This window comes from Mesorhizobium sp. CA10, from assembly GCF_020165285.1.
GTDB lineage: Bacteria > Pseudomonadota > Alphaproteobacteria > Rhizobiales > Rhizobiaceae > Mesorhizobium.
In genome coordinates this window covers 175,158-191,434 of sequence record NZ_JAIUHV010000005.1, presented here as the reverse complement: position 1 = coordinate 191,434, position 16,277 = coordinate 175,158, and the positions used below count along the sequence as shown (strand labels likewise).

Below are 16,277 nucleotides of genomic sequence, written 5' to 3'. Positions count from 1 at the left end.
GTCCTAAGTTCCCGCCTGGTGCCGGCGTTCGAGCCATGAATGCAGCGCCATCATCCCGAGGATGATCGCGCCGATGAAGATGTTGTAGGCGAGTCCCGGCACGCCGATCAGCACGATGCCGTTGCGCATGACGCGCAGGATCAGGATGCCAAGCACCGTACCGATGATGGTGCCGCGCCCGCCGGTCAGCGCCGTGCCGCCGATCACCACCATGGCGATGACCTCGAGCTCGTAGCCGGTGCCGCTGTTGGGATTGGCCGCGGAGGTGCGTAGCGACGAGATCACGCCGGCGAGCGAGGCCATCACCGCTGACAGGATGAACAGGCCGACCTTGACGCGGCTGACGTTGACGCCGCGCGCGCGGGCCGCGTTCGGATTGCCGCCGGCGGCCTGGACCCAGTTGCCGGTGCGGCTCTGCGTCAGCACATAGCCGAGCACGATCGCGGCGCCGATGAACCAGAACAGCGAGGCGTAGATGCGGAAAGATCCGACATAGAAGTCGCCGACCAGTATGTTCGCCAGCCAACTGCCTTCCGCGCTCCAGGTGCGCTGCGGAAAGCCGTCGGTGATGAACAATGCCGAACCGCGCACGACAAGCAGCATGCCGAGCGTCACCAGGAAGGACGGGATCTTGAGCTGCGTGACGAACCAGCCATTCACCAGTCCGATCAGGGCAGCAACGATCAGCGCGATCAGCAGGCCCATTTCCAGCGAGGTGACGCCGCTGTTGAAGAGCGTCCACATCAGCACCGGCGAGAAGCCGAACAGAGAGCCGACCGAAAGATCGAACTCGCCTGATGTCATCAGCAAGGTCATTGCCAGTGCGATCAGGCCGAGCTCGACGGTGAAGGCCAGGATGTTCGAGATATTCTGCGGCGACAGGAAGTCGGGATTGATGCCCCAGAAGACGACGAGCTCGACGATAAGCAGTACCAGCGGGCCGAATTCCGCTCGAGCGATGAAACTTTGAATGAAGGAACGGTTTTCCATTGAGCCCGCGGCGTGAATGACTGGCTGAAGCCCGCTCCGATCAGGCAGGGCTCGACGGTACAGGAAAGCGGCCGCGGCCCGAAAGCCGCGACCGTTGATGTCAGGGATTATTTGCCGGACAGGATCTTGTCGTAGACGCCGGCGGTGTCCTTCTCATAGAGCGCGCCGGTGATGACGTTGAAGCCCGGAGGAATGCCGCTGGCGGCCATGTTGGCCAGCGAAAGCGCCACATAGCTGGTCGCCTGCGGGTCCTGCCACTGCCCGGCATTGACGTATCCGTTCAGCACTTCCTGCGTGGTGTCGAGCGAGTTGCCCCAGCCGACGACCGGGATTTCGCCCGGCTTGACGCCGGCCTGGTCGAACACGCGCTTGATCGAGCCGGTGACGAGGTCGCCGAGGCCGATGATCGCCTTCACCTTGCCCTTGTGGGCAGTGAGATAATCGACCATGCGGTTGATCACTTCGGCCTGGTCGAGTGTCGCTTCGGTCACCTCATAGGTGATGCCGGCCGGCCCGAACACGCTCTTGATGCCTTCCTCTTCCTGCACGCCATAGGTGGCGCCGGGGACCTCGACCGGCATCCAGACGAAGTCGCCCTTCTTCACCAGGCCCTTGTCGACCAGATATTGCGCCCAGTGCTTGCCGAAGGTGACGTTGTCGCCGCCGACATAGGCGTTGAAGTTTGCCTTCGGATCGGGCGTGTTGAAGTTGATGATCGGGATGTTGGCCGCGCGCGCCTCCTTGACGATCTCGACAAGGCTGCCCGGATCCGGGCTGGTGGTGACGATGCCATCTGCCTTGGCTGAGATGGCGGCTCGGACGGCTTCCTGCTGCGAGGCGACATCGCCATTGTGGAACGAGGTGTTCACCTTGTTGCCGGTGTCGCTCGCCCATTGCTTGGCGCCGGCCAGGAAGTAGGTCCAGACCGGATCGGCCGGGCCGCCATGCGAAATCCAGTAGAACGTCTTGGCCTCGGCCATCGCCGGAATGGCGATAGCCGCGATCAAGCCAAGCACGAGCAGTCTTAGCCGCGAAAGCATTCGATTTCCTCCCATGTTGAACTCTCCTCCCGGATCGGCGCGACGCGACCTTGGCCGCATCTCCTGCCCGCGCCGACCGGAACGTCTAGAGCATTCTCTTTTTCAGGCAGTGGCAAGCCTCCATCGCCAATGGATGTTGGCACAGGCGCGCGCGCCATCAGCAATCCCATCAGATTGCATCAGCAGCGGTGATATTCGTTGGGCAAGCGGCGCCATAGACCATCCGCTGCACGGATTGGCCTCCAAGCAGTCGCCTTCTGGTGCGGCTTTAGATCAGACCCGCCCTGGCCAGGTCGCGCATCAGATGGCTGGCGCCGTAGGTCCAGTGCGGGCAGTCCGGCGACAGCCTTACGCGGTTGACCAGCGCGCCGAGCTTTTCCGACGAGATGGTGACGATGTCGCCGATCTTGTGCGTAAAACCCTTGCCCTTCTCGCCTCGGTCCTTCGAGGGCACGAACATGGTGCCGAGATAGAGCGCGAGTCCGTCCGGATACTGGTGATGCGGGCCAATCGCCGCCTTGACCAGTTCCTCCGGCGAGCGGCTGATCTCGGCCATCGAGCTCGCGCCCTCCAGCGAGAAGCCGTCCTCGCCATCGACGTTGAGCCGCACCGTGGCGCGCTTCACGTCGGCGATGGAGAAGGTTTCGTCGAACAGCCGGATGAACGGCCCGAGCGAGGCCGAAGCATTGTTGTCCTTGGCCTTGCCGAGGAGCAGCGCCGAGCGTCCTTCGACATCGCGCAGATTGACGTCGTTGCCGAGCGTGGCGCCGACAATGCGACCCGAGCTGTCGGCGATCATGGCGATCTCGGGCTCTGGATTATTCCAGGTGGAGACGGGGTGCAGCCCGACATCGGCGCCGAATCCGACGGAAGCCATCGGCTGGCATTTGGTGAAGATTTCGGCGTCCGGGCCGATGCCCACTTCGAGATATTGCGACCATGCCCCGCGCGCGATCAGCTTGGCCTTGATCTCCATCGCTTCCGGCGACCCGGGCTTGAGCTTCGACAGATCGTGGCCGATCAGTCCGGCGATGTCGGCGCGGATGGCGTCGGCCTTTTCGGCCGAACCGCGCGCTTGCTCCTCGATGACGCGCTCGAGCAGGCTGACGACGAAGGTGACGCCGGAGGCCTTGACCGCCTGCAGGTCGACGGGCGACAGCAGGATGGGCTTCCCGGCATCACGTTTGGCCTCGAAACTGTTCGCCGCGATGTCTTCCAGCGCACCGATCGCCTTGCCCTTGGCCGAGCGCAGATAGTCAGCCGGATCCTTCAATTCGCAAAGATCGCGCACCGTAGGCGCCGCGCTCGAGGTGATGTCGATCACCTCGCCGTCCCGCACCGTCACCACCAGCGGATGGGAAGCGGCGCTGGTCTTGGCGCGACCGACGAAAATTCCATCGGCGGGCAGGCGGGTCGGATCGGTCATGGCATCATTCCTCTCAATTTTTCGCGCGCGGCACTTTTCCCCGATTTCGCGGAGACGTCTATCCCGCCAGCCGCAACATTTATGACCATGCATTTGCTGTCACACAGCCACGGCCGAACTGGCCCATCGAAGCGATCTTTCAAATCTATGAACTCGGCAATAGGATTTTCACGAAGCTCCAGCGCGTAGGTGATCCTCTTGGCCGAAGCCTTTTCCGATCCGATCTGGCGAAAGCCCCAGGCGGCCACGGCGTTTCAGTGTGAGCTTTCGGCTGACGGCATGCTGGACGCGGTCATCGTCGGCGGCGGCATCATGGGGCTGTCGACCGCGCTGCATGCGGCGCGCGCGGGCCTTTCCATTCAGGTGCTGGATGCCGGCTTGATCGGGCAGGGCGCTTCAGGCCTCAATGGCGGCCAGGTCATTCCCGGCCTCAAATACGATCCGGAATGGCTGATCGAACACTTCGGCAAGGAACGCGGCGAAGCCCTGGTCGCGTTCGCCGCCTCGACGGCCGATGCGGTGTTCGACGTGATCCGCGACGAGAAGCTGGCGGTGCCGTTCACGCGCAATGGCTGGATCCAGGCCGCGCACACCACGACCGCGCTGAAGGCAGCGGCGAACCGGGATCGCCAATGGTGCTCGCGGTGTGCCGACGTCGAGCTGCTCGACAAAGCGGGAATCGCGGCGATGACCGGCGCCAAAGGCTATCTCGGCGGCTGGCTGGACCGCCGGGCCGGCGTCATCGATCCGCTCTCCTACACGCTCGAGCTCGCCCGCGTCGCGTCGGCCGCCGGCGCCCGCATCGCCGAGCAGCAGCGGGTGGTGAAGCTTGCCAAGGAAGCCGGCGCATGGCGGGTCTCGACACAAGGCGGCGCCGGATTGCGGGCCAAGTCGGTCGTGCTCGCCACCAACGCCTATACGGACGGGCTGTTGCCTGGTCTTGCCCAGACGATCGTGCCGCTGCATTCCTTCCAGATCGCCACCGCGCCGCTTCCGGCCGAGCTTGCTGCAAGCATCCTGCCGGGCGGTCAGGCCGTTTCCGATTCCCGTCGCATCCTGGTCTACTACCGCCGGACTCCCGATGGCCGGATGGTGCTGGGCGGTCGCGGCCGCATGGCGCTGCCTTCAAGCGCTGCCGATTGGGCGCATTGCGAACGCGCGCTCACCCGCCTCTATCCGGCGCTTGCCGGCATCGCCATCGAAAAGCGCTGGTTCGGCCGCGTGGCGCTGACGCCGGACCACCTGCCGCATCTGCATGAGCCGGAAAAGGGCCTGCTCGCGGTCGTCGGCTGCCAAGGCAGGGGCGTCGGCCTGATGAGCGCGCTGGGCAAGCGCATGGCAAACTACCTTGCAAGCGGCGACGTGAGGCAGTTGCCGTTTCCGCTGTCGCCGATCAAGCCGATCCCGTTCCACGCTTTCCGCCAGGTCGGCGTCGCCGCGGCAATCACCTGGTACCGCATGCTCGACGCGTTCGAACGCTGACGCCGAATGCGTGCAGCGCACAAGCGAATCTGCTTGACAGTTTCATGAATATGAAAAAACATCAGGCGATTTCAAAAATCCGATGGAGCCAACAGGCACTTCGATGTCGACCATCGCCGCAACACGGCCCTTGCCGGAAAACCGCATCTCGCCGGTCTTCCGTTTCGCCATGCTGCTGCCGGGTGGGCTGGTCACCTTCTTTCTGATCCTGTTCGCGCTTGGCCTGGTGGTCTTTCTCGCCTTCAGGGGCAATGACGGCTCGCTGCTCGGGGTTGGCCTGACGGTCGAAAATTTCGTCACCGTCGCCACCGATCCGCTCTATTGGACGGTGACGCTGCGCTCGCTGGTCATCGCCGGCTTGGTGACGCTCGCCACCGTCGTTACTGCCTATCCGGTCGCCTATTACCTCGCCTTCCATGCCGGGCGGCGCCGCAACCTGCTGCTCTTCCTGGTCACGCTGCCCTTCTGGACCAGCTATCTTTTGCGCGTCTTCGCCTGGAAGATCGTGCTTGCCTATAATGGCGTTCTGAACTCGGCCTTTATCGAGACAGGCCTTTGGAAGGAGCCGACGCTCGCCTTCCTCAACACGCCGGCCGCGGTCGTGGTGACACTCGCCCACGCCTATGCGCCTTTCGCCATCCTGCCGATCTACGTGGCGCTGGACACGATTCCGAAGTCGCTGCTCGAAGCAGCCTCCGATCTTGGCGCGCGGCCATTCACCAGCTTTCGCCGCGTGGTGCTGCCCAATTCGATGCCGGGCGTTCTGGCGGCGGCGCTGGTCGTCTTCGTGCCGACGGTCGGCGACTATGTCACGCCGGCCATGGTCGGCGGTCCGGCCAGCACCATGATCGGCACGCTGATCCAGTCGCAATTCGGCAAGGCCAATGATTGGCCGTTCGGCGCCGCGCTCTCGGTCTGCGTCATGCTGGTCATCCTCTGCGTGGTGCTGGTCGCGCGCGGCGCCGACCGCCGGTTCGGCAGCCGCACATGAGCGCCCGGGCAGACATCAATAGCGACGGCCGCTGGCTCGGCGTCTACGTGCTTGGCTATCTCGTCTTCCTCTATCTGCCGGTGCTCTTGATCCCGCTGTTTTCTTTCAACAACTCGATCCAGGCGGCGTTTCCGTTGCAGGGTTTCACGCTTGAATGGTACCGGACGCTCTACGGCAATCCGGCGCTGTCCGGCGCCCTGGCCAACAGCCTGGCCATCGGGGTCATCGCCGCCTTCGGCGCGACGCTTTGCGGCATCACCGTCTCCTATATGGACCTTTACGGTCGTTCGCAGCTCGCCGCCACGATCAGCGCCATCGCCCGGCTGCCGATCCTGATCCCCGGCGTCATTGTCGGCATCTCGCTTTTGATCCTGGTCAATCTGATCGGTCTCGGCCCATCGCGTGTTTCCATCGTGCTCGGCCATATCCTCGTCGCGCTGCCGACGACGGTCGTGGTGATGCGCAGCCGCTTCGCCGCCATCCCGAAGACGATCCGCGAGGCGGCACTCGACCTCGGCGCTTCCGACTGGACGACGTTCCGGCGTGTCATGCTGCCGCTCAGCCTGCCCGCCGTGCTGTCGGCCTTCATGCTCTCTTTCCTGATTTCCTTCGACGAGTTCATCGTCGTCTTCTTCCTCGCCGGCACCGAGCCGACGCTGCCGCTCTACATCTGGAGCCAGCTGCGCTTCCCGCGCTCGCTGCCGACCGTGATGGCGCTCGGCACGGTGATCCTCGTCGTATCTTTCATCATCGCGGGCACAGCCGAAATCCTTCGCCACCGCGGCCTCGGCGCTGCGCACCGCAATCCAGCCTGAACCACAACAAAGAAGAGGAGAACGAAAATGACAGTCCACCTGAAATCGATCGCCGGACACAAAGCCCGGGCTGGCCTTGCCGCGCTGGCGCTCGCGCTGTCGTCGACAGTCGCTCTTGCCGCCGACAAGCTGCAATATTTCACCTGGTCGGGCTACGAATTGCCCGACTTCAACAAGAGCTTCCTTGCCGCGCATCCCGATGGCGTCGAGGCGACGATCTTCGGCGATGATGACGACGCCTTCACCAAGGTCAAGGCCGGCTTCCGCCCGGACATCGCGCATCCCTGCTACGACAAAGTGGCGCGCTGGAACAAGGAAGGCCTGCTGCAGCCGATCGACACCAAGCGCATCAAGAACTGGGATTCGATCTTCCCGGTGTTCAAGAACCTGCCCGACTTGCAGGCCGGCGACGGCAAGGTGTGGATGGTGCCCTGGGATTGGGGCAACACCTCGATCCTCTACCGCACCGACCTGGTGAAGAACCCGGAAGCGAGCTGGAATCTTCTGTGGGACAAGCAATATGCCGGCCGCATGGCGACCATCGACGCCGTGCACGACACGCCGATTGTCGCGGCGTTGCTGGCGGGCGTGAACCCCTTCGACATGACGCCTGACCAGATGGACAAGGTGGCCGAAAAGCTTCGCGAGCAGCGGCCGCTGCTGTCGAGCTACACCACCGACATGACCTCGGTCGAGCAGGCGCTGGCCAGCGGCCAACTGGTCGCCGCCATGACCTGGAATGCGTCGGCGACCTCGTTGAAGAAGCAGGGCGTGCCGGTCGAGTTCATGAAGCCGAAGGAAGGCATGCTGACCTGGGCCTGCGGCTTCGTCATGCTGAAGGACGCCAAGAACGTCGATCTCGCCTATGACTTCATCAACAGCCGGCTCGACGCCGACTCCGGCAAATTCCTTATCCAGTCCTATGGCTATGGCAGCTCCCTCTCGACCGCTTTCGCCGGCGTGTCGAAGGAGGAGCTGGAGAAACTGCAGCTGCCTGCCGATCCGGAGGTGATGCTGAAGAGCACCATCTTCACCGGCCCGATGAAGCAAAATGACGACGTGGCGAAGATGTTCGAAAAGGTGAAGGCAGGGGGCTGACTAGCTCCCCCTTCTCCCCTTGTGGGAGAACGTGGCCGCGAAGCGGCCGGATGAGGGGTGCTCCAGGGAACACAGACGTCTCACTTCGCTGGAACACCCCTCATCCGTCTCGGCGCTGTCGCGCCGATCCACCTTCTCCCACAGGGGGAGAAGGGGGAGCTTGGCGGCGCTGCGCCACACCGGGGAAAGACAACAAGGACCAACGCATGGACATTCTTGACGAAGCGGCGGCAAAGCCGAAAGACGATGCCGATATCCGCGTCGGCCGGCGCGTGCGGGCGCTCAGGCTCGAGCGCAAGCTGTCGCTGGCCGAGCTCGCGGCCAAGGCCGGCATCTCCATCGGTGCGCTCAGCCAGATCGAGCGCGGCATGTCCTCGCTACGCGTCAAGGTGATCTGGCCGCTGGCGGCGGCGCTCGATATCGAACCGTCGGCGCTGATCACGGACGGCAGCGAAGCGGTCAACGATCTCTATTGCGTGCGCGCCGACAAGCGACGGCAGATTCCGGTGAAATCCGAAGGCATCGCCAAGGCGCTGCTGTCGCCGCCGGCCGCGACGCTGACCGGCATGCTGGTCACGGTCGAGGCCGGCGGCGGCACGGCGGAAGCCTACGCCCACGCCGGCCACGAGTTCGGCTTCGTCATGGCCGGCGAGGTCGAGCTGGTGGTGGACGCCAGCACCTATGTCCTCAAGGCCGGCGACAGCTTCGCCTTCAAGAGCACCCTTCTGCATGCCTTCCGCAATCCCGGCGCCGAGCGTTGCCAGATCCTCTGGGTCAACACGACAAAACCGTCCGAGGTGCGCGATGGCGCCTGACGCGCTCGTTCGGCTGCAGAAGGTTTCGAAGGTTTTTCCTGGCGGCATTGTCGGGCTTGATAATGTCGATCTCGACATCGCTCCCGGCGAGTTCCTGACCCTTCTCGGCCCTTCCGGTTGCGGTAAGACGACGAGCTTGCGCGTCATCGCCGGCTTTGAGAGCCCGACCAGCGGCGATGTGCTGCTCGACGGCCGCGACATCACCGGCCTGCGGCCCTTCGACCGGCCGGTCAACACGGTCTTCCAGGACTACGCGCTGTTCCCGCATATGGATGTCGCCGCCAATGTCGGCTTCGGCCTGTCGCTGCGCAAACTCACCGGCGCCGAGCAGGCCAAGCGGGTCCGCGAGGCGCTCGACATGGTAGGCCTTGCCGACAAGCTGCGCGCCCGCGTCTCCGAACTCTCCGGCGGCCAGCGCCAGCGCGTCGCCTTAGCCCGCGCCATCGTCTGCGAGCCGCGCGTGCTTCTGCTCGACGAGCCGCTCTCGGCGCTCGACGCGCATCTGCGCGAGCAGATGCAGGTCGAATTGAAGCGGCTGCAGTCGCGGCTGGGCACCACCTTCGTCATGGTCACGCACGACCAGACCGAGGCGCTGTCGATCTCCGACCGCATCGTCGTCATGAACAAGGGCCGCATTGAGCAGATCGCGCCGCCGGCCACACTTTACGACCGGCCTGCGACACGCTTCGTCGCCTCCTTCATCGGCACCATGAACTTGTTGCAGTCGCGCTTTCTCGGCCGCGACGGCGAGCGCCTGCGCTTTGCCGCCGGCGACCTGCCGCTGGAGGCGATCTCAGACGGTGGCGAGACGCCGGCCGCCGGCGACACGCGAACCATCGGCGTGCGGCCGGAAGATCTCCAGGTTGTCGGTGAAGCCGGCGAAGGTACCGCGCCGGCGCGCGTCAGCGGCGTCGTCTTCCATGGCCGCACGCTGCGCCTGCATGCCGAGCTCGGACAAGGCACAGCAATCGTCATCGATGCCCCGCGCCGCGCCGACGGTACTCAATTCAGCGTCGGCGACGTGGCGCATGTCAGCCTGCGGCGCGGCGCCAACTGCCCCATGCTTTCCAACTGATGGAACGGGCCTAGGCTCAAGACGCCTTGGCGAAGAATCCCTGATAGTCGGACTTGGCCTGCAGCAGGCGCAGGATGTTCTCGCGCGAGCCGCGCACATGCGCGCGGGCGCGCTCGCCGGCCAGCGCGACGTCGCCGGCGCAGATCGCGTCGACGATGCCGGCATGTTCCTCGCGGGTGAGCTTCCATTCGTCCAGCCACAGAAGCTCGGTCCACACATATTGCTGGCATTTGTCGAGGATGCCGCAAAGCATGCCATGCAGCATCTCATTGCCGCTGATTTCGGCGATCACCCGGTGCAGGTCGATGCCGACCTGGAGCTCCTCGAATTTCTCCCTGGTGCTGCGGTCTGGGATCGCCGCCAGCCGCTCGCATTCGGCGAGCATCTCGCGCAGCCGTGCTTTGTCGGCGGCGGTCGCGTTGGCCGCCGCCAGCTCGGTCGCGCGCCCGTCGAGCAGCTCGCGGATGTCGAAAGCCTCGCGGAACATGATCAGGTTGAACTCGGCCACCACGTAGCCCTGGCGCGGCCGCCCGATCACCAGGCCGTCGCGCTCCAGACGGTTGAAGGCCTCGCGCACCGGCGTGCGGCTCACCTTCAGCCGCTCGGCGATTTCGTTTTCCGTCACGCGGCCGCCCGGCGGAATCTGGCCGGTGATGATCAACGCCTTGAGCTTCTCGAACACCGAGTCGCGCAGCGTGTTCTTTCTCTCCTTCAAGCGTTCCGCCTCCAACGGTCAGTCTGGAATCACAGTTTAGTGCCTTTTAGCGCCTGCTTGAACAGACCGTTTCGGGGCGAGCCGCCGCTCCGAACCGTCCTGCTTTTCCACCACCAAAAACCCGATGTCCCATGTTGACATCGGCTTCCAGCGAATTACACTCAAAATTGTATACAAATTCGCATACCAAATCAACGATAACGGGAACACCGGTTGGAGAAGCGAAAATGACGAAGAGACTCTGTATTCACGGCTTGGCCGTCGCCGGCCTGCTGGCCACGGTCGCCGTTCCGGCCTCGGCCGCCGACACCCTCACCGTCGCCTCATGGGGCGGCACCTATCAGGAAGCAGAGACCAAGGCCTTCTTCGATCCGACGGCCAAGGAACTCGGCATCACCATCAAGCAGGACACCACCAACGGCCTCGACGACGTGCGGCTGCAGGTCACCGGCAATGCCGTCAAATGGGACATCACCGAACTCGGCGCCGACGAATGCGCGCGCGGCTCCAAGGAAGGCCTGTTCGAGAAGCTCGACTACAACGTTATCGACAAGAGCGGCATCAACCCGAAGCTTGTCCACGATGATTGGGTCGGCATTTCCTACACGTCGGTGGTTTTGATCTATCGCACCGATGTTTTCGGCGACAAAGGTCCGAAGACCTGGGCCGATTTCTGGAATGTCGAGAAATTCCCTGGGCGCCGCGCGCTCTCCGGCAGCCAGGCGACGGAAACGCTGAGCGTCGCCGCACTCGCCAAGGGCATTCCGATCGACAAGGTCTATCCGGTCGACATAGACGGCGCGCTGCAATCCGTCGACAAGGTCAAGGGCCATATCGATGCCTGGTGGACCTCCGGCGCGCAGGCCATGCAGCTCGTCAAGGACGGCGAGGTCGACATGGCGAGTATCTGGAACGGCCGCGCCGGCACCTTGAAGAAGGAAGGCGCGCCGGTCAGCTTCTCCTTCGATCAGGGCGTGCTCACCGCCGACTGTATGGTCATCCCGAAGGGCTCGAAGAACAAGGACGTCGCCATGAAGGCGCTGGCCAAATTCGTCAGCCCCGACCTCCAGGCCAACCTGCCCCTCTATGTCGACAATGGCCCGGCCAACGAGAAGGCTTTCGAGACCGGCAAGATTCCGCCGGAGCGGATCAAGGATATCAATTCCGCGCCGGAGAACGTCGAGAAACAGGTGCTGCAGGATCCCGCCTTCTGGCGCGATACCCTCGTCGAGGCGACCGAGAAGTTCAACAACCTGATCCAGCAGTAACGCTAAGCAATTCCAGGAAAAGTGCGCAGCGGTTTTCCGTCCGAAATTGCGTAACAAGAAACTGTCGGAGCGGCTTCTGATACGCCGCTCCGCATCGTTTCGCGAAAAATGATCCGGAGTTGAAGGAGATGCTCTTGTCTCTCGCGCAGTTCGCGCTTCCCATAGGCATCAGCGGTATCGAGAAGCGCTTCGGTGCTGTCTCCATCCTCAGCGACCTCAGCCTCGACGTGGCGGCGGGCGAATTCCTGACGCTGCTCGGGCCGTCCGGCTCGGGAAAGACGACGCTCTTGATGATCCTGGCCGGCTTCGTGCGGGCCAATGCCGGCTCCATCAAGGTCGGCGGCGAGGAGATCATCACCATGCCGCCGCACAAGCGCAACATCGGCATGGTGTTCCAGAACTATGCGTTGTTTCCGCATATGAACGTCTTCCACAACATTGCCTTTCCGCTGAAGCAGCGCCGTGTGCCGAAGGCCGAAACGGCCGAGCGTGTCGAGAGGGCGCTGGACCTAGTGCAGTTGAAAGGCCTCGGCGAGCGCCGTGTCGACCAGCTCTCCGGCGGCCAGCGCCAGCGTGTGGCCTTGGCCCGCGCCATCGTCTTCGAGCCGCGCATCGTTTTGATGGACGAGCCGCTGTCCGCGCTCGACAAGAGCCTGCGCGAGCATATGCAGATCGAGCTGCGCAACCTGCACCGCCGGCTCGGCATGACGACGGTCTACGTCACGCACGACCAGCGCGAGGCGATCACCATGTCGGACCGCGTCGCCGTCATGAATGCGGGGCGCATCGAGCAGATCGATCAGCCCGAGATCCTCTACGCCAGGCCAAAAACGAAGTTCGTTGCCGGCTTCATCGGCGAATCCAGCTTCATTCCGGTTGAATGCCGCAATGGCGGCGTCTGGCATGAAGGCAACAAGCTGCGCATGAAGGATCCAATGCCGTCCTCGGGCCGGCACCTGATGGTGGTGCGGCCGGAGAAGCTGCGCCTGATCGCTGGCGAACAGACCGGCGACATCAATGCACTGCCGGCAACGGTCGGCGACGTCATCTATCAGGGCGACAGCTTCGTCTGCTATGCGACGCTCAAGGACGGCCGGCAGGTGATTTTGCGCGACTATTGCCGTTCCGAGGTGTTGGCGAGACTGCCGGCGCCGGGCGAGCCGATAACGCTCGGCATTGACGCGCAGGATGTGGTGCTGGTGGCGGACCAATGAGTACCGCGTCCGCCAGCCTCGACCACGCCGGACGGCCCGATGGGGCGCTCAATACCGACGCCTTGCGCGCCGACGCGCGGCGGGAAGCGCGGGGCCTGCTCGCGCTTTTGTCGCCCGGACTGCTTCTGGTCTTCGCAGTCATCATCGTGCCGATCGGCTGGCTGTTCTGGCTGTCGCTGTTCGACGAGAGCGGCCAGTTCAGCGCCGCCAATTATGCGCGCTTCTTCGAGCAGGCCTCCTACATCAAGACCTTCGCCACCACCTTCAAGGTGGCCTTCACCGTCACCGGCGCCTGCGTGCTCTTCGGCTATCCGCTGGCCTATATGCTGTCGCAACTGCCGCGCCGCGCCGCCTCCATCTGCTTGATCTTCGTCATCCTGCCGTTCTGGACCTCGGTGCTGGTGCGCACCTATGCCTGGCTCGTCATCCTGCAGCGCAAGGGGCTGGTCAACACATGGCTGATGGATCTCGGCGTCATTGGCCAGCCGCTGCCGCTCGCCAACAATTTCGCCGGCGTCGTCATCGGCATGACCCACATCATGCTGCCCTTCCTGGTGCTGCCGCTCTACGCCTCGATGAAGACCATCGACGTCGACTGCTTGCGCGCCGGCATGAATCTCGGCGCCAGCCCGGCCGCCACTTTCCGGCAGGTCTTCTTCCCGCTGTCGCTGCCCGGCCTGGCCTCGGGCGTGGTCATCGTCTTCGTGCTGTGCCTCGGCTTCTTCGTCACGCCGGCGCTGATGGGTGGCGGCAAGGTCATCATGTGGGCGATGCGCATGGAGCAGACCACCAGCCTCTATTCCAATTGGGGCGCGGGCGCTGCCCTCGGCGTCGTGCTGCTCGCCGTCACGCTGGCGCTGCTTGGCCTCTTCCACTGGCTGCTCGGCGCCCGCGCGACCGGTGTGTGGAGCCAGCGATGAGCATGGAAAATGCCCTGCCCATCTCACATCGGCAGCGCCTGTGGCTCTATACGCTCGGCGGCCTCGTCATGCTGTTCCTGATCGCCCCGTCGGTGATCATCGTCATCATGTCCTTTTCCGGCTCGTCGCTCTTAGAGTTCCCGCCGCAGGAATGGTCGCTGCGCTGGTATGAAAGCTATTTCGGCTCGGTCGAATGGCGCGACGCCACCGTCGTATCGGTCAAGGTTGCGGTCATGACGGCAATCGTCGCAACGCTGCTGGGCACCGCCGCCGCCTACGCCATCAACGCCCGCACACTGCGGCTGACCGGCGCGATCAACGCGCTGCTCACGGCATCGCTGATCATCCCGGTCATCCTGATCGGCATCGGAACCTTTTTCCTCTATGCCCGCATCGGCCTCAACAACACGCTGACCGGCCTCGTCATCGCGCACACAGTGCAGGCGCTGCCGCTGGTCGTGCTGACCGTGCTTTCGGGGTTGCGCTCCTACGACATGAACCAGGAGATGGTGGCGCGCAGCCTCGGGGCCGGCCGCTTCTCGGCCTTCTTCCAGGTGACGATGCCGCAGATACGCTTCTCGATCGTCTCCGGCGCGCTGTTTGCCTTCATCACCTCCTTCGACGAGGTGGTGGTGTCGCTGTTCATCTCCGGCGGCGAGACCACGACGCTGACGCGGCGCATGTTCAATGCGCTGCGCGATCAGATTGATCCGACGATCGCCGCCATTTCGACTTGCCTGATCGTGCTATCGATCGTCTTGTTGTCCGCTGCCCAGCTTTTCGGCCGCGGACGTTGATACAGGGATACCTTGAACAGCATGCGTGACTTCCAGTTCCCCGGCCGCTCCCCGGTCCGCGCCACCGAGGCGATGGCCGCGACCTCGCATCCGCTCGCTACGCTTGCGGCCATCGACATGCTGCGCTCCGGCGGCAACGCCATGGACGCTGCGGTCTGCGCGGCCGCGGTGCAGGCCGTGGTCGAGCCGCAATCGACCGGCATCGGCGGCGACTGTTTTGTCCTCTATTGCCCGAAGGGCGACGGGAACGTGCTTGCCTTCAACGGCTCGGGCCGTGCGCCAAGGGCCGCGACGGTCGACTGGTATCTGGACAAGGGATTCAGCGATCTTCCGAAGCAGGGTCCGCACGCTGTCACCATCCCAGGCGCCGTCGACGCCTGGTGCCGGCTGCTGGAGGATCATGGCCGCAAGGGTTTGGCTGACGCGCTCGCTCCGGCAATTCGTTACGCGGAAGACGGCTATGTCGTGCATGACCGCGTCGCCTTCGACTGGCAGGATCCCGAGACCGACCTGACGGCCGACGAGGTGGCAACGCGCATCTTCCTGCCGGGCGGCAAGCCGCCCAAGGCGGGCGACATCCATCGCCAGCCAGAGCTGGCCGAGACCTTACGCATCATCGCCAGGAAAGGCCGCGCCGGATTCTACGAAGGCGCGGTGGCCGAAGATATCGTCGGGCGGCTTCGCGCGCTCGGCGGCCTGCATACGCTCGACGATTTCGCCGCCACCAAGGGCGATTACCGGACCGCGATCAGCACCTCTTATCGCGGCTATGACATCCACCAGATGCCGCCCAACAACCAGGGCCTGACCGCGCTTCTGATGCTGAACGTGCTCTCGGGCTTCGAGCTGGGCAAGCTCGATCCCGACGGCGCCGCGCGCCTGCACCTCGAGATTGAGGCGGGCCGGCTCGCCTATCAGGATCGCGATGCATTTTTCGCCGATCAGGATCAAGTCGATGTGCCGGTCAAGGCGCTGCTTTCCGGCGCCTATGCCGACAGCCTGCGCGCCGCGATCGATCCCGAGCGCGCCATGACCGATCTGCCGCGCCTCGATCTTCCCGGCAGCGACACAGTCTATATCAGCGTCGTCGACCGTGACCGCAACGCGGTGAGCTTCATCAACTCGACCTATTATTCCTTTGGCAGCGGCGTTGTCGGCCCGAAGACGGGGGTGGTGCTGCAGAACCGCGGTTCCAGTTTCCGCCTCGATCCGAAGCACCCGAACGCCATCGCGCCCGGCAAGCGGCCGATGCACACGATCATGCCGGGCATGATGACGAAGGATGGCCGCGCCCTCATGCCTTTCGGCGTCATGGGTGGCGGCTATCAGCCCTTCGGCCATGTGCATCTTTTGACCAACATGATCGACTTCGGCATGGACCCGCAGCAGGCGATCGATGCGGCGCGCGTTTTCTACAACCACGACGTCGTCGAGGCCGAGCGAAGCGTGCATCCCGAGGCCATCGAAGGCCTGCGCCGGCGTGGACATCGCATTGTGGAGCCCGACCATCCGCTGGGCGGTGGGCAGGCGGTGCTGATCGACTGGGAAAAGGGCACGCTGACCGGCGCATCCGATCCGCGCAAGGACGGCCTGGCACTCGGATATTGAGCGGCGCTGGACATAAGCCGATC

16 protein-coding genes are annotated in these 16,277 nt (G+C 64.1%); 11 read left to right on the top strand and 5 right to left on the bottom strand.

The genetic code is table 11. From position 1 onward, the window contains the following. Nucleotides 1-3 precede the first annotated feature (3 nt). The 4 genes from LB535_RS13290 to LB535_RS13275 all read right to left on the bottom strand — a co-directional run bounded on the left by LB535_RS13290 (nt 4) and on the right by LB535_RS13275 (nt 3,704). A complete protein-coding gene (locus tag LB535_RS13290) occupies nt 4-990 on the bottom strand; it encodes an ABC transporter permease (RefSeq protein WP_224632505.1) in 987 nt (328 codons plus the stop codon). A 107-nt stretch (nt 991-1,097) separates the two neighbouring features. Further along, nucleotides 1,098-2,030 carry a substrate-binding domain-containing protein gene (locus tag LB535_RS13285; RefSeq protein ID WP_140844574.1) on the bottom strand — a complete coding sequence of 311 codons (933 nt, stop codon included), beginning with the start codon at nt 2,028-2,030 and terminating at the stop codon, nt 1,098-1,100. A 268-nt stretch (nt 2,031-2,298) separates the two neighbouring features. After that, nucleotides 2,299-3,456, bottom strand: coding sequence for a fumarylacetoacetate hydrolase family protein (locus LB535_RS13280; RefSeq protein ID WP_224632504.1), 1,158 nt, complete (start codon nt 3,454-3,456; stop codon nt 2,299-2,301). Further along, the gene (locus LB535_RS13275; RefSeq protein ID WP_224632673.1) at nt 3,453-3,704 is read right to left on the bottom strand and encodes a hypothetical protein; all 252 of its coding nucleotides are present in this window, start codon (nt 3,702-3,704) and stop codon (nt 3,453-3,455) included. The genes LB535_RS13280 and LB535_RS13275 overlap by 4 nt, the downstream gene beginning before the upstream one ends. On the opposite strand from LB535_RS13275, the gene LB535_RS13270 reads away from it, so the two are divergent. The 6 genes from LB535_RS13270 to LB535_RS13245 all read left to right on the top strand — a co-directional run bounded on the left by LB535_RS13270 (nt 3,655) and on the right by LB535_RS13245 (nt 9,732). Next, nucleotides 3,655-4,938 carry an FAD-dependent oxidoreductase gene (locus LB535_RS13270; protein WP_224632503.1) on the top strand — a complete coding sequence of 428 codons (1,284 nt, stop codon included), beginning with the start codon at nt 3,655-3,657 and terminating at the stop codon, nt 4,936-4,938. The two genes, LB535_RS13275 and LB535_RS13270, sit on opposite strands and share 50 nt — an antisense overlap. Nucleotides 4,939-5,041: 103 nt before the next feature. Further along, nucleotides 5,042-5,929: an ABC transporter permease gene (locus LB535_RS13265; protein WP_140845780.1), complete on the top strand. Its 888-nt coding sequence runs from the start codon at nt 5,042-5,044 to the stop codon at nt 5,927-5,929. Next, the gene (locus LB535_RS13260) at nt 5,926-6,744 is read left to right on the top strand and encodes an ABC transporter permease (protein ID WP_224632502.1); all 819 of its coding nucleotides are present in this window, start codon (nt 5,926-5,928) and stop codon (nt 6,742-6,744) included. The genes LB535_RS13265 and LB535_RS13260 overlap by 4 nt, the downstream gene beginning before the upstream one ends. Nucleotides 6,745-6,771: 27 nt before the next feature. Then, nucleotides 6,772-7,842: an ABC transporter substrate-binding protein gene (locus tag LB535_RS13255; RefSeq protein ID WP_224632501.1), complete on the top strand. Its 1,071-nt coding sequence runs from the start codon at nt 6,772-6,774 to the stop codon at nt 7,840-7,842. A 206-nt stretch (nt 7,843-8,048) separates the two neighbouring features. Beyond that, the gene (locus tag LB535_RS13250; RefSeq protein WP_224632500.1) at nt 8,049-8,657 is read left to right on the top strand and encodes a cupin domain-containing protein; all 609 of its coding nucleotides are present in this window, start codon (nt 8,049-8,051) and stop codon (nt 8,655-8,657) included. After that, nucleotides 8,647-9,732 (top strand): ABC transporter ATP-binding protein, encoded by a 1,086-nt coding sequence (locus LB535_RS13245; RefSeq protein WP_224632499.1) that lies wholly within the window; start codon nt 8,647-8,649, stop codon nt 9,730-9,732. Before LB535_RS13250 ends, LB535_RS13245 begins: the two co-directional genes overlap by 11 nt. A 16-nt stretch (nt 9,733-9,748) precedes the next feature. Here LB535_RS13245 and LB535_RS13240 read toward each other — a convergent pair whose 3' ends face one another. Further along, nucleotides 9,749-10,447 carry a GntR family transcriptional regulator gene (locus LB535_RS13240; RefSeq protein WP_224632498.1) on the bottom strand — a complete coding sequence of 233 codons (699 nt, stop codon included), beginning with the start codon at nt 10,445-10,447 and terminating at the stop codon, nt 9,749-9,751. A 227-nt stretch (nt 10,448-10,674) separates the two neighbouring features. Between LB535_RS13240 and LB535_RS13235 the strand changes: the two genes are divergently transcribed. From LB535_RS13235 to ggt, 5 genes are all read left to right on the top strand, one after another. Continuing rightward, nucleotides 10,675-11,715: an ABC transporter substrate-binding protein gene (locus LB535_RS13235; RefSeq protein ID WP_224632497.1), complete on the top strand. Its 1,041-nt coding sequence runs from the start codon at nt 10,675-10,677 to the stop codon at nt 11,713-11,715. Nucleotides 11,716-11,849: 134 nt separating this feature from the next. Beyond that, nucleotides 11,850-12,929 (top strand): ABC transporter ATP-binding protein, encoded by a 1,080-nt coding sequence (locus LB535_RS13230; RefSeq protein WP_224632668.1) that lies wholly within the window; start codon nt 11,850-11,852, stop codon nt 12,927-12,929. Further along, nucleotides 12,926-13,849 (top strand): ABC transporter permease, encoded by a 924-nt coding sequence (locus LB535_RS13225; RefSeq protein WP_224632496.1) that lies wholly within the window; start codon nt 12,926-12,928, stop codon nt 13,847-13,849. The genes LB535_RS13230 and LB535_RS13225 overlap by 4 nt, the downstream gene beginning before the upstream one ends. Continuing rightward, nucleotides 13,846-14,646, top strand: coding sequence for an ABC transporter permease (locus tag LB535_RS13220; RefSeq protein ID WP_224632495.1), 801 nt, complete (start codon nt 13,846-13,848; stop codon nt 14,644-14,646). The genes LB535_RS13225 and LB535_RS13220 overlap by 4 nt, the downstream gene beginning before the upstream one ends. A 21-nt stretch (nt 14,647-14,667) precedes the next feature. After that, entirely contained in the window at nt 14,668-16,254 is a 1,587-nt protein-coding gene (gene ggt / locus LB535_RS13215; protein WP_224632494.1) for a gamma-glutamyltransferase, read from the top strand. Nucleotides 16,255-16,277: the final 23 nt, after the last annotated feature.

Excerpts from the sequence above, each read along its gene's own strand:
- LB535_RS13285 (WP_140844574.1), bottom strand. The coding sequence starts at position 2,030 with ATGCTTTCGCGGCTAAGACTGCTCGTGCTTGGCTTGATCGCGGCTATC.
- LB535_RS13250 (WP_224632500.1), top strand. The coding sequence starts at position 8,049 with ATGGACATTCTTGACGAAGCGGCGGCAAAGCCGAAAGACGATGCCGAT.
- LB535_RS13280 (WP_224632504.1), bottom strand. The coding sequence starts at position 3,456 with ATGACCGATCCGACCCGCCTGCCCGCCGATGGAATTTTCGTCGGTCGC.
- LB535_RS13225 (WP_224632496.1), top strand. The coding sequence starts at position 12,926 with ATGAGTACCGCGTCCGCCAGCCTCGACCACGCCGGACGGCCCGATGGG.
- LB535_RS13255 (WP_224632501.1), top strand. The coding sequence starts at position 6,772 with ATGACAGTCCACCTGAAATCGATCGCCGGACACAAAGCCCGGGCTGGC.
- LB535_RS13220 (WP_224632495.1), top strand. The coding sequence starts at position 13,846 with ATGAGCATGGAAAATGCCCTGCCCATCTCACATCGGCAGCGCCTGTGG.
- LB535_RS13235 (WP_224632497.1), top strand. The coding sequence starts at position 10,675 with ATGACGAAGAGACTCTGTATTCACGGCTTGGCCGTCGCCGGCCTGCTG.
- LB535_RS13265 (WP_140845780.1), top strand. The coding sequence starts at position 5,042 with ATGTCGACCATCGCCGCAACACGGCCCTTGCCGGAAAACCGCATCTCG.
- LB535_RS13260 (WP_224632502.1), top strand. The coding sequence starts at position 5,926 with ATGAGCGCCCGGGCAGACATCAATAGCGACGGCCGCTGGCTCGGCGTC.
- LB535_RS13245 (WP_224632499.1), top strand. The coding sequence starts at position 8,647 with ATGGCGCCTGACGCGCTCGTTCGGCTGCAGAAGGTTTCGAAGGTTTTT.
- ggt (WP_224632494.1), top strand. The coding sequence starts at position 14,668 with ATGCGTGACTTCCAGTTCCCCGGCCGCTCCCCGGTCCGCGCCACCGAG.
- LB535_RS13290 (WP_224632505.1), bottom strand. The coding sequence starts at position 990 with ATGGAAAACCGTTCCTTCATTCAAAGTTTCATCGCTCGAGCGGAATTC.